At 67.1% G+C, this 15,535-nt stretch carries 15 protein-coding genes; 7 read left to right on the top strand and 8 right to left on the bottom strand.

Annotated elements, in window-relative coordinates:
* Window positions 1-60 precede the first annotated feature (60 nt).
* The 5 genes from V7S63_RS02085 to V7S63_RS02105 form a co-directional block, all read right to left on the bottom strand.
* Window positions 61-336: a hypothetical protein gene (locus V7S63_RS02085; protein ID WP_442896402.1), complete on the bottom strand. Its 276-nt coding sequence runs from the start codon at window positions 334-336 to the stop codon at window positions 61-63.
* Window positions 337-388: 52 nt separating this feature from the next.
* Complete coding sequence (locus V7S63_RS02090) at window positions 389-1,525, bottom strand: DUF2778 domain-containing protein (protein ID WP_336529054.1); 1,137 nt, start codon at window positions 1,523-1,525, stop codon at window positions 389-391.
* A gap of 245 nt (window positions 1,526-1,770) precedes the next feature.
* Window positions 1,771-2,721: a ring-cleaving dioxygenase gene (locus V7S63_RS02095; RefSeq protein ID WP_336529055.1), complete on the bottom strand. Its 951-nt coding sequence runs from the start codon at window positions 2,719-2,721 to the stop codon at window positions 1,771-1,773.
* A gap of 120 nt (window positions 2,722-2,841) precedes the next feature.
* Window positions 2,842-3,153: a hypothetical protein gene (locus tag V7S63_RS02100; RefSeq protein ID WP_336529056.1), complete on the bottom strand. Its 312-nt coding sequence runs from the start codon at window positions 3,151-3,153 to the stop codon at window positions 2,842-2,844.
* Window positions 3,154-3,216: 63 nt separating this feature from the next.
* Window positions 3,217-5,580, bottom strand: a complete 2,364-nt coding sequence (locus V7S63_RS02105) for a bifunctional salicylyl-CoA 5-hydroxylase/oxidoreductase (protein ID WP_336529057.1) — start codon at window positions 5,578-5,580, stop codon at window positions 3,217-3,219.
* A gap of 229 nt (window positions 5,581-5,809) precedes the next feature.
* Between V7S63_RS02105 and V7S63_RS02110 the strand changes: the two genes are divergently transcribed.
* The 7 genes from V7S63_RS02110 (at window position 5,810) to V7S63_RS02140 (ending at window position 12,063) form a co-directional block, all read left to right on the top strand.
* Window positions 5,810-6,571 (top strand): SDR family NAD(P)-dependent oxidoreductase, encoded by a 762-nt coding sequence (locus V7S63_RS02110; protein WP_336529058.1) that lies wholly within the window; start codon window positions 5,810-5,812, stop codon window positions 6,569-6,571.
* A gap of 2 nt (window positions 6,572-6,573) precedes the next feature.
* Window positions 6,574-7,119 (top strand): MarR family winged helix-turn-helix transcriptional regulator, encoded by a 546-nt coding sequence (locus tag V7S63_RS02115; protein WP_336529059.1) that lies wholly within the window; start codon window positions 6,574-6,576, stop codon window positions 7,117-7,119.
* Window positions 7,116-7,949: an enoyl-CoA hydratase family protein gene (locus tag V7S63_RS02120; protein WP_336529060.1), complete on the top strand. Its 834-nt coding sequence runs from the start codon at window positions 7,116-7,118 to the stop codon at window positions 7,947-7,949. Before V7S63_RS02115 ends, V7S63_RS02120 begins: the two co-directional genes overlap by 4 nt.
* A 1-nt stretch (window position 7,950) precedes the next feature.
* Window positions 7,951-9,126, top strand: coding sequence for an acyl-CoA dehydrogenase family protein (locus V7S63_RS02125; RefSeq protein WP_336529061.1), 1,176 nt, complete (start codon window positions 7,951-7,953; stop codon window positions 9,124-9,126).
* Window positions 9,127-9,202: 76 nt separating this feature from the next.
* Entirely contained in the window at window positions 9,203-10,846 is a 1,644-nt protein-coding gene (locus V7S63_RS02130; protein ID WP_336529062.1) for an AMP-binding protein, read from the top strand.
* A 25-nt stretch (window positions 10,847-10,871) separates the two neighbouring features.
* Complete coding sequence (locus tag V7S63_RS02135; protein WP_091829305.1) at window positions 10,872-11,303, top strand: RidA family protein; 432 nt, start codon at window positions 10,872-10,874, stop codon at window positions 11,301-11,303.
* Window positions 11,304-11,409: 106 nt separating this feature from the next.
* Window positions 11,410-12,063: an EF-hand domain-containing protein gene (locus V7S63_RS02140; RefSeq protein ID WP_336529063.1), complete on the top strand. Its 654-nt coding sequence runs from the start codon at window positions 11,410-11,412 to the stop codon at window positions 12,061-12,063.
* Between the two features lie 60 nt (window positions 12,064-12,123).
* On the opposite strand, the gene cysN is transcribed toward V7S63_RS02140, so the two are convergent.
* From cysN to V7S63_RS02155, 3 genes are read right to left on the bottom strand one after another with little or no spacing between them, the layout of a single operon-like run.
* Entirely contained in the window at window positions 12,124-13,752 is a 1,629-nt protein-coding gene (cysN, locus tag V7S63_RS02145) for a sulfate adenylyltransferase subunit CysN (RefSeq protein WP_336529064.1), read from the bottom strand.
* Entirely contained in the window at window positions 13,752-14,654 is a 903-nt protein-coding gene (cysD, locus tag V7S63_RS02150; RefSeq protein ID WP_091829311.1) for a sulfate adenylyltransferase subunit CysD, read from the bottom strand. The genes cysN and cysD overlap by 1 nt, the downstream gene beginning before the upstream one ends.
* A complete protein-coding gene (locus V7S63_RS02155; protein WP_442896403.1) occupies window positions 14,651-15,439 on the bottom strand; it encodes a phosphoadenylyl-sulfate reductase in 789 nt (262 codons plus the stop codon). Before V7S63_RS02155 ends, cysD begins: the two co-directional genes overlap by 4 nt.
* Window positions 15,440-15,535 lie beyond the last annotated feature (96 nt).

Here is a 15,535-nt window from a genome sequence, read left to right on the forward strand (position 1 = left end):
ACGCACTGGTTGAACGGAGACATGGTCGGGGCCAGCTGCAAGCTGGCCCCTTTTCGTTGGTCAGCGCCGCCTGATGCGCTGCAGATGGCAGATCTTGACCCGCCCACCCCTGCCATCCGCATGCCAGGAGCAACCGGGACTGCGCGGCCGCCCTTCGTAGACGCGGTAGGCGCCGCGATTGCGGCGATCGAAGCGCTGGTTCGAGGCATCGTGGCCGCCGATGCGGACATTGCTGCCGAAACGCACTTCGGCGGCGGCCGGAGCGGCCACCGCCAGAGAGAGTGCCAGCACAGCAAGCGCCAGCAGAGAGGTCGGAAGAGTGGGCGGTCTCGTCATCCGCCGATCAGAGCAGCCGGGCTCCCATGGGGGCAAGGCTGGCGGCGGCGCCTCAACTCCGCCCGCCCACGACGACGAGCTGCTTGATCTCGCCGCGCAGGAAGGCCTGCAGGAAGCGGTCGTAGTCCTTGACCGATACACAGCCATTCGAGTCGCCGCGCGGCCCGAGCAGGTAGCTGTGCACCAGCAGGCCGGCGCGGCCGAAGATCTTGCCGCTGCCGCCGACCGGATGCATGCGGATGGCGCGCACACCGTGGAAGAGCGCCTCGCGCTCGGTCAGATTGTAGACGTGCGGCGGCGTCGGGCCATGCATGCGGACATGGACGTAGCGCAGGTCGTTCATCTTGTCGCCAAGGCCGGAATTGGCTTCCAGCCGCTCGCCATTGGGCAAGTAAACGGTGCGAGCGCTGATGTCGTAGACTGCGGTCTTGCCGCTGGCAGCCGGCGCCGTCGATGCGATCGGCGCCGGCATGGGCGCCGGAGCGACCGTGAGGCCGCTGCCTCGGCCGCTGCGCTGGGTGATGTCGTCCTGCGGCGCGGCATAGGCGAGACGTTCGCCGGAGCTCTGCGGGGCATTTGCATTCACGCCGAAAAGCTTCTCGAAGAAGGAGCGGTTGTCGGGGGCAGGCTCTGCCTTGGCGACGATGTCCTTGCCCTGGCGCGAGATTGCGCGCGTCGCGAGGCGCGGCTCAGGCGGTGTCGGCAGCTTGAGATCGGACGGGCGCGGAACTGGACGCGGCGCGATCAGCGCGATTCGCGGGGTTTCGGCCGTAGCGTGCTGGACGGCAATAGTGGTCGTCGCCAGGCTTGGGCCGGCCGCCGGCTCGGACGGCGCGATCGAGCCGGTCGTCTCAGGATCGAATACCACGGCCTGCGGGGCGGCGACTGTCGACTGGAAGCGACTGGAGAGCGGTGCGCTCTCGGCGAGAGATTGCGCGACATAGCCAACGACATAGCCGGGGCGGAGCAGCGGTGTTGCGCTGTGGGGCGATGTCGAATGGGCCAGCGCGTGCTTCTGGGGCGGCAGTGTTGCGGTCGCCGCCTGCTCGGTCTGCCTGCCAGACCAGACCGACGCCCCCGCCATCGCGCCGGCGGCAACGGCCACGACGACGCCAAGGCGGATGAAGGGGCTGCCGCGCCGACGCTTCAGGCTATAGGAATAACCGGCGAACTTGTTCGAGCTACGCATACGCAACGCCTCGGAACACCTTGCAGGCCTCCCGCTGAGGCGCAGCGCCTTGCTCGTCTCGCCGCCGCGCTCGATACGCACCGGGAGACCGTAGCGGCCTGCTAATCAGTCTCGGGAGGCCCCAACCTCACGAGGTTCATTCAGCGCGACCTTGGTTAATTCGCGATGAATCAAAAGCATTTTAGGGAATGCTTCTCGCGCTGCGGCCGTCCTGACCGCAGCGCGTTTCTGTGGCCCGGGCGCCGTCAGGCCAGAGGCTTCAGCCCGGCCTCGATCGCCGCCCGCTTCGGCTCCAGGAAAGGCGGCAGCGAGAGCCCCTCGCCCATGGTCTCGAAGGGCTCGTCGGTGGCGAAGCCGGGCCCGTCGCTGGCGATCTCGATCAGCACGCCATTCGGCTCGCGCAGATAGAGCGAGCGGAAATAGAAGCGATCGACCGGCCCGCTGTTCGGATAGCCAGAGGCGCGCAGCCTCTCGGCCCAGGCGTCGTACTCCCCGAAGCTCGGCGTCCGCAGAGCCAGGTGATGGACGCCGCCGGCGCCTTCGCGGGCCGGGGCAAGACCGGGCTCGACTGCGACATTGAGCTCGGCCGCAGGGCCGCCCTCGCCGATCCGGAAGACATGGATGTCACCATTCGCGTGGCCCGCGTCGCGATAATCCGCGATGCGCTCCAGCCCGAGCAGCTTGGTCAGAACCAGCTCCGTGCGCTCGATCTGCGGCACCGAGATCGTCACCGGCCCGAGGCCGCGGATCTGATGCTCAGCCGGAACCGGGCTCTTCTCCCAGGCGACGAAGGGAATCGCACCGCCATCGACGATGAGCGTCAGGCGCTGGCCCTCCGGGTCCTCGAAATCAAGCGCGGCGCGGCCATTGAGGAGGCGCGTATCGGAAACCGCGATACCGGCCGCCGTCAGCCGCTCGCGCCAGAAGTCGAGCGAGGCCTCGCTCGCGACCCTGAGCGAGGTGCGGGTGATCGAATGCGTGCCGCGCTTGGCCGGAGCGGCCGGCCAGTCGAAGAAGGTCAGGTCGGTGCCGGGCGAGCCGGCGCCGTCGGCGTAGAACAGGTGGTAGGCAGAGGTGTCGTCCTGGTTCACCGTCTTCTTGACCAGGCGCAGGCCGAGCGTCTCGACATAGAAGCGCCGGTTCTCTGCGGCCTGGGCGGTTATTGCGGTGACATGGTGGATGCCGGTGAGCTGCATAATGCGGACCCCTTGGTTGCGGGCTTCATCTGACGAAGCGCTTGCGCTGCTCACCAAGATAATCTTTGCGCCTACGCCATAAAGACGGCGCGCATCCAATCATAAATTGCATGAATGCAATCATGGAACCTGTTTCGGCGGCGAGGACGATTGCTTGGGCAAGCTGCTCTTGTCACCCGGCGATGGCGGCGTGGTGCAATCCTGCGGCTTGTTCTTGCAGTCATAGACCATGGTCGGCGCGGCCGACTGCCCGGCCTGTCCCGCCGAAGGCAGGATCATGTTCTGGCCCTTGTCTACCTGGCTCGGATGCGTCGTAGCCGGACCGACGCCCGAGTTGTCGGGCTGTTTCGTGGTTTGAGGTGTCTGCGCCACGGCGGCGGCAGTCAGCGCGACCGTCGTCAGCAGGGCAAGCAGCGTCGTCCTGGCAGTCATGGCGGATCTCCGGTTGATCGAGGAAGTCCTTGATCAACCGGCCACCGCCCGATCAGGTTCCGCCTACTCCGCCGCTCGCGCAGCCGGAATGCTCGTCGGATCAGCCGGTGCGCCACCGTGCCGGCTCGGCTTGGCCTTGAGCTTGAGTGTCTCCAGCTCCTCGCGCTCGCGCGGCGTGTTGCGCATGAGCTGGTCCTTGCCAGGCTGGTACTGGACCGGCTGCGCGACGTCCGCCCCATACCAGGCGGCGGCCCTGAGCACGAAGGAGGGGTCGGCAAGGTGCGGGCGTCCCAGCGCGACGAGATCGGCGCGGCCGGCGGCGACGATCGTATTGGCCTGGTCAGCCGTGGTGATCGCGCCGACGCACATGGTCGCGACGCCGGCCTCGTTGCGGATGCGGTCGGCGAACGGCGTCTGGAACATGCGGCCATAATGCGGGCGGGCGCGCGGCGTCGTCTGCCCGGTCGAGACGTCGACGAGGTCGCAGCCGGCCCCGGCGAAGGCCTCGGAGATCCCGACGGAGTCTTCCGCGCTGATGCCGCCCTCCTGCCAGTCGGTCGCCGAGATCCGTACCGACATCGGCTTGTCCGCCGGCCACATCTGGCGAAGCGCGTCGAAGACTTCGAGCGGGAAGCGCAGGCGGTTCTCGAGCGAACCGCCGTACTCGTCGCTGCGCTTGTTGGTCAGCGGCGAAAGGAAGCTCGCCAGCAGATAGCCGTGGGCGCAGTGCAGTTCGAGCATGTCGAAGCCGGCGCGCAGGCCGCGCTCGGCCGACGCGACGAAATCGGCCTTGACCCGCTCCATGTCGGCTCGGGTCATTTCGCGTGGCACCTGGCTTTCGGGATAATACGGCAGCGGCGATGCCGAGATGATCGGCCAAGCGCCCGCGGCGAGCGGCCGGTCCATGCCGTCCCACATCAGCTTGCTCGCCCCTTTTCGCCCGGCATGGCCGAGCTGCAGGCAGACCTTCGCAGCCGAGTTGCCATGGACGAAATCGACGATGCGCTTCCAGGCGGCTTCCTGCGCATCATTGTAGAGCCCGGCGCAGCCGGGGGTGATGCGGGCATCGGCCGAGACGCAGGTCATTTCGGTGAAGATGAGCCCTGCCCCGCCGATGGCGCGCGCGCCGTAATGCATCAGGTGCCAGTCGCCCGGAAGGCCATCCTGTGCGGAATACTGGCACATCGGCGAGACGACGAAGCGGTTCGCCACCTTCATCTCGCGCAGGAAGAAGGGCTGAAAGGCGGGTGGCACCGGCGTGCCGTCGCGGCGCGTCGCTTGATCTGCGCCGAGATCGTCGGCGACCAGCCTGTCGATCGCCGCGACGAACTCGGGGGCACGCAGCGCGAGGTTGTCGTAGGTGATCGCCTTGGAACGGGTCATCAGGCCGAAGGCGAAGCGCAGCGGCTCGAAATCCCAGAAGCGCTTCAACTGCTCGAACCAGACCAGCGAGACGTCGGCGGCGTGCTGGGTCTTCTCGACCTCCTCGCGCCGCCCGGTCTCGAAGCCGGCGAGCGCCGCCTTGACGTCGAGCCCGGCGCGATGGAAGGCGCGATGCAGCGCGATCGAATCCTCCATGGCGAGCTTGGTGCCGGAGCCGATCGAGAAATGCGCCGTCGCCTTCGCGTCGCCGACCAGCACGACATTGTCGACGACCCAGTTGCTGCAGCGGATCATAGGGAACTGCCGCCAGAGCGAGCGATTGGTGATCAGCCTGTGACCCTGCAGTTCCTCTGTGAAGACCTGTTCAAGGAAGGCAGCTGTGCCGGCCTCATCCAGGCCCTCCAGCCCGGCGCGAGCGAAGGTCTCGGGGTCGGTCTCCAGCACCCAGGTCGATTGCCCCGGCTCGTACTGGTAGCAATGGGCGATAAAGACGCCGTGCTGCGTCTGCTTGAAGAAGAAGGTGAAGGCGTCGAAGGGCCGGGTCGACCCCATCCAGACGAAGCGGTTCGGCCGCAGATCGACCTGCGGCGCGAAGCGTTCGCGGTCGTCCTCGCGGATGCGGCTGTTGATGCCGTCTGCGGCGACGACGAGGTCGTAATCGCGCTTGAGCGCGGCGACGTCCCCGATCTCCTGCGAGAAGACGAGCTTGGCGCCGACCTGGCGCGCCCGCTCTTGCAGCAGCATCAGCAGCGTGCGGCGCGAGCAGCCGCAGAAGCCGTTGCCGGGCACGCGACGCACCGTGCCTTTGAAATGGATCTCGATATCGTCCCAATAGGCGAAGCTGCGAACGATCGCCTCATAGCTCGGCAGGTCGGCCGCCTTGAACAGGTCGAGCGTCTGGTCGGAAAAGACGACGCCGAAGCCGAAGGTGTCGTCGGGGCGGTTGCGCTCGAAGACGGTGACGTCGAGCTGCGGCCAATCCCGCTTCATCAGCAGCGCGTAATAGAGGCCTGCCGGCCCGCCGCCCACCACCGCAATCCGCATGACGCTCTCCCTCGCTCGTGAAATCATTTTAAACCTAAAATAATTTTGGCTCAAGCCCCGATGGATCGGCCATGTTCCCGACCGCAGCACAGGCTGGTCGAGTCAAAGCTAAATCCGCATAATACATTGTCATATCGACGATATTTATCCTCATCCCTGTTTCTCTCCATCCCTCTTGCAAAATGTTTCAGACCTAAAATATATTGACTGCCAAGAGGGAGTGAACGGCATGGCATCGGCTCTGGCGGGACAACATGCCCTGGTGAGCGGCGGCGGACGCGGCATCGGCCGCGCCATTGCCTCCATCCTGCGCCAGGCCGGCGCCCGCGTCTCGATCATCGGCCGCAATGACGACATCCTGCAACAGGCGGTGATCGCTGGCGCAGCCGATGCCGCCCATGCCGTCGACGTGACCGATGAGAGCGCCGTGAGCGAGGCGATGGCCGGACTCTCGGCGGGACAACCCTTCGACATCGTCGTCGCCAATGCCGGCGCGGCCGAAAGCGCCAGCTTCCAGCGCAGCGACGCCGAGCTGTTCCGGCGCATGGTCGAGATCAACCTGATCGGCACGGTGAACTGCTTCCGTCCCGCTTTGCCTGGCATGACCGAGCGCCGCTCGGGCCGGCTGATCGCGATCGCCTCGACCGCCGGGCACCGTGGCTATGCCTATGTTTCAGCCTATGTCGCCGCCAAGCACGCGGTCGTGGGTCTCGTGCGCTCGCTGGCGCTGGAGACGGCGCGCAGCGGCATCACGGTCAACGCCGTCTGCCCCGGCTATACCGATACCGACATGGTCGCCGGCAGCCTGACGACGATCGCCGCCAAAACCGGCAAGAGCCGCGAGGAAGCGCTGGCGGAGCTGACCAAGGACAATCCACAGCACCGGCTGATCACGCCGGAAGAGGTCGCCGCGGCCGTTCTCAATCTCTGCGGCCCGCAGAGCCGCGGCATCACCGGCCAGTCCGTCCTTATCAACGGCGGGGAGTTCTGAGCATGGAAATCCCGTCCACCGCCCCCCTGCTCGACCGCGAAACCAAGGCGAGCGAGCGCCCCGGCGACCACAAGGATGAGCTGCGCCTCTGGCTGCGGATGCTGACCTGCTCGACCCTGATCGAGAGCGAAATCCGCACCCGCCTGCGCGAGGAGTTCAAGACGACGCTGCCGCGCTTCGACCTGATGGCGCAGCTCGAGAAGTCGACCACCGGCATGACCGTCGGCGAGGTCTCGCAGCGGCTGATGGTCTCGAACGGCAACGTCACGGCCGTCGTCGCCGGCCTGCTCACCGACGGGCTGGTCGACAAGCGCCCAGCCGCGCAGGACCGGCGCGTCCAGGTGCTGACGCTGACCGCCCAAGGCAGGCGCGCTTTCAAGGCGATGGCCGAGCGTCATGAAGGCTGGATCGCGGAGCTCTTCGCCCACCTCGGCCCGGCCGAGATCGGCCAGCTCTTCCGCCTGCTCGGCGGCGTCAAGGCCTCGCTCCACCAGGCCATCAGCAACCGCCAGAACGGCACGCCGACCGCGGCGGGGGAGACCGAATGACCAGCGCAAACCCCGTCACCCTGCCGCTTTCCGGCTTCAAGCCGCAGCATTTCCAGCTCTCGGTCGCCGGCAAGGTCGCGACCGTGACGCTGAACCGGCCGGAGAAGAAGAACCCGTTGACCTTCGAGAGCTATCGCGAGCTGACCGATTTCTTCCTCGCAGCGCAGAAGGAGGAAGCGGTCAAGGCGATCGTGGTGACCGGCGCCGGCGGCAACTTTTCCTCGGGCGGCGACGTCTTCGAGATCATCGGGCCACTGGTCGCGATGGATACCAAGGACCTGCTCAAATTCACCCGGATGACCGGCGAGTTGGTCAAGACGATGCGTGCCTGTCCGCAGCCCATCGTCGCCGCGATCGACGGCATCTGCGCCGGCGCCGGCGCGATCATCGCCATGGCCTCCGATCTGCGCCTCGGCACGGCCGAGACCAAGATCGCCTTCCTGTTCAACCGCGTCGGCCTCGCCGGCTGCGATATGGGCGCCTGCGCGATGCTGCCGCGCATCATCGGACAGGGTCGCGCCGCCGAGCTTCTGTATACCGGCCGCGTGCTCAAGGGCGAGGAAGCCGAGCGCTGGGGCTTCCTCAACCGGCTCATCGCCCGCGACACCGTGCTCGCCGAGGCACAGGCGCTCGCGGCCGAGCTCGCCGACGGGCCGACCTTCGCCAACGCCATGACCAAGCGCATGCTGGAGATGGAATGGGCGATGTCGGTCGAATCCGCGATCGAGGCGGAGGCGGTGGCGCAGGCGCTGTGCATGCAGACCGAGGACTTTTCCCGCGCCTACCACGCCTTCGCCGCGAAGCGGAAGCCGGTGTTCGAGGGCAACTGAGATGGCTGCGTTCGGCACAGGAATCCTCGGCGACACGCTCGACTGGCCCTTCTTCGAGGCGCATCACCGCGACTTCGCTGGGCGGCTCTCCGCCTGGGCCGACGCCACCCTGCCCGGCCTGCCGCATGACGATGTCGACGAAGCCTGCCGGGCCCGGGTGAAAGCGCTGGGCGAGGCTGGTTTCCTGAGGGCCGCCGTACCGGCCGAATACGGCGGACTGCATGCCGCGCTCGACGTACGCACGCTTTGCCTCGCCCGCGAAATCCTCGCCGCCCGCGACGGGCTCGCCGATTTCGCCTTCGCCATGCAGGGGCTGGGGACCGGCTCGATCAGCGTCGCCGGTTCGCCCGAGATGAAGGCGCGCATCCTGCCGGCGGTGGCGCGCGGCGAGAGGATCGCCGCCTTCGCCCTCTCCGAGAAGGAGGCCGGCTCCGACGTCGCCGCCCTGGCGACAACGGCGACGCCGGACGGCAATACCCATGTACGGATCGACGGCGAGAAGACCTGGATCTCGAATGGCGGCATCGCCGACCATTACGTCGTCTTCGCCCGCTCCGGCGAGGCGCCCGGCGCGCGCGGCCTCTCGGCCTATCTGGTCGAGGCCGATACGCCTGGTCTCTCTATCGCCGAGCGCATCGACGTGATCGCGCCGCATCCGCTCGCGACCCTGCGCTTCGATGGCTGCCGCATCCCCGCCGCGAACCGCATCGGCGGTCCTGGCGACGGCTTCAAGGTCGCCATGGCGACGCTCGATATCTTCCGATCGACGGTCGGCGCCGCGGCGCTCGGCTTCGCGCGGCGGGCGCTGCACGAAACGGTTTCCCATGCCAAGAACCGCAAGCTCTTCGGCGGGACGCTCGGCGACCTCCAGCTCTCGCAGGCCGCGATCGCCGACAGCGCGACCGAGGTCGATGCCGCCGCCCTCCTCGTCTACCGCGCCGCCTGGACCAAGGACCGGGGCGCGCCTCGCGTCACCCGCGAGGCGGCGCTCGCCAAGCTGGTCGCGACCGAGAACGCTCAGAAGGTGATCGACCGCGCCGTGCAGATCCATGGCGGTCTCGGGGTCACCCGCGGCGTCAAGGTCGAGGAACTCTATCGCGAGATCAGGGCGCTCAGAATCTACGAGGGCGCCAGCGAGGTGCAGAAGGTCGTGATCGCACGCGACCTGCTGAAGTAGGCGCGAGCATGGTCCGCAAAAGTGGGAACCGGTTTTGCGACAAGACTACGCTCAAAAAATAGACCAGGGGAACGAGATGGGTACCGCAGATCTCATGCGGTCGGGACATGTGGATTCTTTCGCGCGGGACAACCTGCCGCCGCGTGAAAGCTGGCCGCGCCTCGACCTCGCAGCCGCCGGGCTGAGCTATCCGGAACGGCTCAACGTCGTCACCGAGTTCGTCGATCGCCATGTCGCCGAGGGGCGCGGCGAACGCGACGCGGTGATCGGCCCGAGCGAGACCTGGAGCTATCGGGCGCTCGCCGAAATCGTGAACCGCATCGCCAATGTGCTGACCCGCGATCTCGGCATGGTGCCGGGCAACCGGGTACTGCTGCGCGCCGCCAACACGCCGATGATGGTCGCGACCTATTTCGCGGTGCTCAAGGCCGGCGGCGTGGTGGTCGCGACCATGCCGATGCTGCGTGCCGGCGAGCTCGCCTATCCGATCCGCAAGGCGAAGATCGAGCTGGCGCTGTGCGATGCGACGCTGGTCGATGAACTCAAGGCTGCCCAACGGCTTGCAGCAGAACTCTCGACCATCGTCACATGGGGCGATGGCGAGCTAGAAGCCCTGATGGGCAAAGCCGGCTACGAGAGTTTCGAGCCGGCTGACACCGCGCAGGACGATGTCTGCCTGATCGCCTTCACCTCGGGCACCACCGGCGAACCCAAGGGCACGATGCATTTCCAGCGCGACCTGTTGGCGATCTGCGACGCCTATGGCGCCCGCGTACTCAAGGCCGCGCCGGACGACCGCTTCATCGGCTCGCCGCCGCTCGCCTTCACCTTCGGGCTCGGCGGCATCGTGCTCTTCCCCTTGCGCATCGGCGCCGCCTGCGTGCTGCCGACCAAGGTCGCGCCGGCCGATCTCGCCGAAGCGATCGAGCGCCATCGTGCGACGGTCTGCTTCACCGCTCCCACTGCCTATCGCGCCATGCTCGGCAAACTCGCCGAGCGCGACCTCTCGTCGCTGCGCATCTGCGTCTCGGCCGGCGAGACCCTGCCGAAGGCGACCTTCGACGCCTGGCAGGAGGCAACCGGGCTGCCATTGATGGACGGGATCGGTGCCACCGAGATGCTGCACATCTTCATCGGCGCGCCGCGCGACAAGATACGGCCGGGCTCGACCGGCCTGCCGGTGCCCGGCTACGAGGCGAAGATCGTTGACGAGGACGGCAAGGAGCTACCGGACGGCACGCCCGGGCGCCTCGCCGTGCGCGGCCCGACCGGCTGCCGCTACCTCGCCGATCCGCGCCAGGCCAAATACATCCTCGATGGCTGGAACGTCACCGGCGACACCTATCTGCGCGATGGCGACGGCTATTTCTGGTATCAGGCGCGCTCCGACGACATGATCATCTCGGCCGGCTACAACATCGCCGGGCCGGAGGTCGAGGCGTCCCTGCTGACGCATGTGGCGGTGGCCGAATGCGGCGTCGTCGGAGCGCCCTGCCCCGAGCGCGGCCAGATTGTGAAGGCCTATGTGCTGCTGCGCGAGGGCTTCACTGGCGATGCCGCGCTGGCCAAGGCGCTGCAGGAGCATGTCAAGGCGACTATCGCGCCCTACAAATACCCACGCGCCATCGCCTTCGTGACAACCCTGCCGAAGACCTCTACCGGGAAGCTGCAGCGCTTCGCCCTGCGCGAGATCGCGCGCCTGGAAGCTTCGGCTTCCTGACTATTGCTTGAGAAAGACCACGCCCATGACCAGCGGCACCTCGCCATCCGATTCCGCTTCGCGCCGCGCCCGCGCGGTCCTGCCCGAAGGCTGGCCGCAGCCGCGCGGCTATGCCAACGGCATGGTCGCCGAAGGCAAGGTGCTGGTGACCGGCGGTCTCGTCGGCTGGGACGTCCAGGGCGTCTTCGCCAAGGGCTTCGTCGCCCAGGTCGGCCAGACGCTCGCCAACATCAAGGCCGTGGTCGAAGCCGGCGGCGGCAAGGTCGAGGATATCGTGCGCCTGACCTGGTACGTCACCGACATCGAGGCCTATCGCAACAGCCTGGCCGAGCTCGGCCCGGCCTATCGCGCCAATCTCGGCCGGCATTTCCCCGCCATGGCGGTGGTCTCCGTTCCCGCTCTGGTCGAGCCGGAGGCGATGGTCGAGATCGAGGCGACAGCGGTGCTGCCGGGCTGAGCCGTCGCTCCGGCGCAGTGTAAGACGCGCTAGGAATTTACCAAGAATTAGCCACGATACTCGACAGCGCCGCCTGATCCGGGCGGTGAATCGTCAGGAGTATCGCATGACGAGTATCAGCGGCGCTGGGGGCTTTCGCCCGCCACCGCCAGGAAAGCCGCCGAGTTTCGACAAGCTCGACAGCAATAGCGACGGGGTGCTCAACCTCGCCGAATTCTCCGCCGGCGCGCCGAAAGGCGCCGACAACGCCAAGACAGAGAAACTGTTCAAGGCGATGGACACCGACCAGGACGGTTCGGTCAGCAAGGCGGAATCGGACGCCTTCAAGGCGAAGGCGGAGAAGGCCGACCAGCAGACGCAGGCCCTCCTGCTGATGCTCCAGTCGGATACGGCCAACGCCAAGACGTCGACCAAGACCGACGCCAAGGATGGCGAGGACAAGAACTACTTCGCCAAGCTTGATGCCGATTCAGACGGCAGCGTCGCCAAGGACGAATTCCTGAAGGTGGTCGCTCCCGACGGAGACAGCTCGAACGGCCTGCTAAGCCGCCTCTTCGCCGCGATGGATGCGGACAAGGACGGCCAAGTCTCCAAGGAGGAGATGTCCGACTTCAAGAAGCAGATGGAAGAACGCGCCTCGCAGCGGCCGCCTCCGCCACCATTGCCGGCGGAGATCAGCGGCGCGTCGGAAGCTTATGGCCAGACCTACCAGCTCGGAGCGAAGGCTTCCGCTGGCACGACCTATTCCCAGGCGGCCTGATCACCGCTTGCGCAACGCCGGGCCGGCAGAAGGCCGTCCGGCGCTCTCGGGATATGCGGTTCAGATGCCCGCCCCGTCATAGAGCGAAGGCGGCGCCTTCTTTGCCCACAGCCTCGCATGCAGGCCCTTCAGCAGCGGCCGCAGCGCGATATCGCCGAGTGCAAGCACGGCCGCGAGACCCCACTGCCCCGTTGACAGCGCCACGACGGCGAAGACGAACAATCCGCTTGCCAGGCGCCAGCTCGCGGCCTCGAACCAAGCGCGTCGTTCCTGCGCACCGCGCCAGCCGACGAGACGCAGGACAGCGCGGCTGACCGCACCAGCCTCAGTGATCGAACGAGCCTTGTCCTGAGCCTTATGGGTCTCGACGAAGCCGAAGGCGACCGTCTGGTTGCTGAGCCTGTCGATCAGAATGAAGCCACCGAGCTCGCGGCTATGCGTGTAGTCGAGCACTGCGAGCTGCCGGTCGAGCGTCAGCGTCGCCAGGCCGATGCCGTTCATCGCCAGGCTGTCGGCCGGTGCCTCGGCATAGCTTTCGATGTCGACGCTGTGGTGCAGGCGCACGATCTGCGCGTTGGCGCTCGCGGTGGCGAGCTTCACGATGAACTCGCCGCCTTCCCGCAGCGCCGCCTCGCCGGTCCAGAGCAGGCGCGCCTGTAATTCCTGCTTCACCACCGGAGCGTGAGCGACCGAGGCGATGACGTCGCCGCGCGAGACGTCGATCTCGTCCGCAAGCGTGACCGTCACCGACTGGCCGGCGCTCGCCTGCGAGACGTCGCCTGACGGCGCGAGGATGCGGGCGATCGTGCTGCGACGGCCCGACGGCAGCGCCGCGACCGCATCGCCGACGCGCAGGCGCCCGCGCGCAACCGTGCCGGCGAAGCCGCGGAAGTCGAGATCGGGCCGGTTGACCCATTGCACCGGCAAAGCGAAGCCGGCTTCGACTTCGGCCTCAGCGACGACCACGACGGATTCGAGCAGGGGCAGCAGCGCCGGGCCGCGATACCAGGGCGTCAGCTTGGAAAGACTCGTGACGTTCTCGCCGTCTCGAGCCGAGACCGGGACGAAGTCGATGCTGGCGAAGCCTAAGCCCGCGACCGCCTTGCGATAGTCCTGCTCGATCTGGCGGAAGACCGCCTCGTCATAGCCGACCAGGTCCATCTTGTTGACGGCGACGACGACATGGCGGACGCCGACCAGCGAAACGATGAAGGAGTGCCGGCGCGTCTGCGGCAGCAGGCCCTTGCGGGCGTCGATCAGGATGATGGCGAGGTCCGCGGTCGAGGCGCCGGTCGCCATATTGCGGGTGTACTGCTCGTGACCGGGGGTGTCGGCGACGATGAAGCTGCGCCGGTCGGTTGAGAAATAGCGATAGGCGACATCGATGGTGATGCCCTGCTCGCGCTCGGCCGAGAGCCCATCGACCAGCAGAGCGAAGTCCGGCGCCGCGCCCTGCGTGCCGAACTTGCGGGAATCTGAGTCGAGCGCAGTGAGCTGGTCGTCGAAGACCGCGCCGGCCTCATAGAGAATCCGGCCGATCAGAGTCGACTTGCCGTCGTCGACCGAGCCGCAGGTGATGAAGCGCAGCAAGGCGCGGGCGCTGCCCTCGGTTCTCTGGCTCTGGTCGTTGGCGGGGTGCGGCTGGCCAGCCGGAGCGGGCTGGCCCTTCAACTTCGCGAGCGCCGCCATCAGAAATAGCCTTCCTGCTTCTTCTGCTCCATCGAGCCGGAGCCGTCATGGTCGATGACGCGCCCTTCCCGCTCGGAGGAGCGTGACGCCCGCATCTCGGCGATGATGTCGGTGAGATTCGCCGCTTCGCTCTCGACCGCGCCGGTCAGTGGGTAGCAGCCGAGCGTGCGGAAGCGGACCATGCGGGTCTCGAGCTTTTCGCCGGGCAGCAGCTCCATGCGCTCGTCGTCGCGCATGATCCAGGCGCCGTTGCGCCGCACGACCGGGCGCGGCGCGGCGAAATAGAGCGGCACGACCGGGATGTTCTCGAGCGCGATGTAGTCCCAGACGTCCTTCTCGGTCCAATTGGAGAGCGGGAAGACGCGGAAGCTCTCGCCCTGGGCCTTGCGGGTGTTGAACAGCCGCCAGGGCTCGGGCCGCTGGTTCTTCGGATCCCACCGGTGCTGGGCCGAGCGCAGCGAGAACACCCGCTCCTTGGCCCGGCTCTTCTCCTCGTCGCGACGGGCGCCACCGAAGGCCGCGTCGAAGCCGTATTTGTCGAGCGCCTGCTTCAGCCCTTGCGTCTTCATCACATCGGTGTGCAGGCGCGAGCCCGAGGCAAACGGGTTCACGCCGGCCCTCCGGCCCTCCTCGTTGATGTGCACGATCAGGTCGAGCCCGAGCCGGCTCGCGGTCTGGTCACGGAAGGCGATCATGTCCCGGAACTTCCAGGTCGTGTCGACATGGAGCAGCGGGAATGGCGGCTTGCCGGGATAGAAGGCCTTCATTGCAAGATGCAGCAGGACCGCCGAGTCCTTGCCGATCGAATAGAGCAGCACCGGCTTTTCGCAGGTCGCGGCGACCTCGCGGATGATGAAGATCGCCTCGGCTTCGAGCTTCTGCAGATGACTGAGCTGGATCACGCCAAAACCTCCGCGGCCGGCTTGGACCGCACCAACCGGCCGTCCGGGCCGACATGCAGGCCGCACTCCTTGGCGGCTTCCTCTTCCCACCACCAGCGCCCCGCCCGCTCCGGCTCGCCCGGCTGGATGGCGCGGGTGCAGGGCTGGCAGCCAATCGAGAGGAAACCCTTCTCATGCAGCGGGTTGAGCGGAACATCGTGCTTGCGGGCGAAGGCCAGCGCCTGGTCGCGCGACCAGTCGAGCAGGGGATTGAACTTGATGAGGCTGCGCTCCCGGTCGGCCTCGGCGAGCGCGACGCCACCGCGTGCGGCCGACTGGTCGGCGCGCAGGCCGGTGATCCAGGCGGCGGCTCCGGCGAGCGCCCGGCCGAGCGGCTCGACCTTGCGGACAGTGCAGCAGGCCTTGCGGGCCTCGATCGAATTGTAGAAGCCGTTGATGCCGTGGCCGAGCACGAAGGCCTCGACCGCGTCGTGACGCGGATAGAACGGCGTGATCGTGATGCCGTAGCGCGCCTCGGTCTGCGCCCAGAGCGCATGGACCTCACCGAAGAGCCGGCCGGTATCGAGCGTGACGATCTCGATCGGCAGGTTCTGGGTTGCGATCAGATGGGTGACGACCTGATCCTCGAGGCCGAAGCTGGTGGTGAAGACAAGGCGCCCACCAGTGTTCCGCACCAATCCTGCGAGGCGCCCGGCTGCATCCGACGTTCCGAACGCAGCATTGAGGTTTTCGGCCTGTTCCTGCAACTCGACCATGTGCTTGCTCTGCGCGGACCAGGCCGACACGGACGGCACGATGCCGCCCTCGCCCGCCACGACCTGCCATGTCGTCAGTCAGTGGGATGTTCTGTAAATCGAACAATCCACATATAACTTGAAAGC

The organism is Allobosea sp. CCNWLY174 (genome assembly GCF_037120455.1).
Taxonomy (GTDB): Bacteria; Pseudomonadota; Alphaproteobacteria; order Rhizobiales; family Beijerinckiaceae; genus Allobosea; species Allobosea lupini.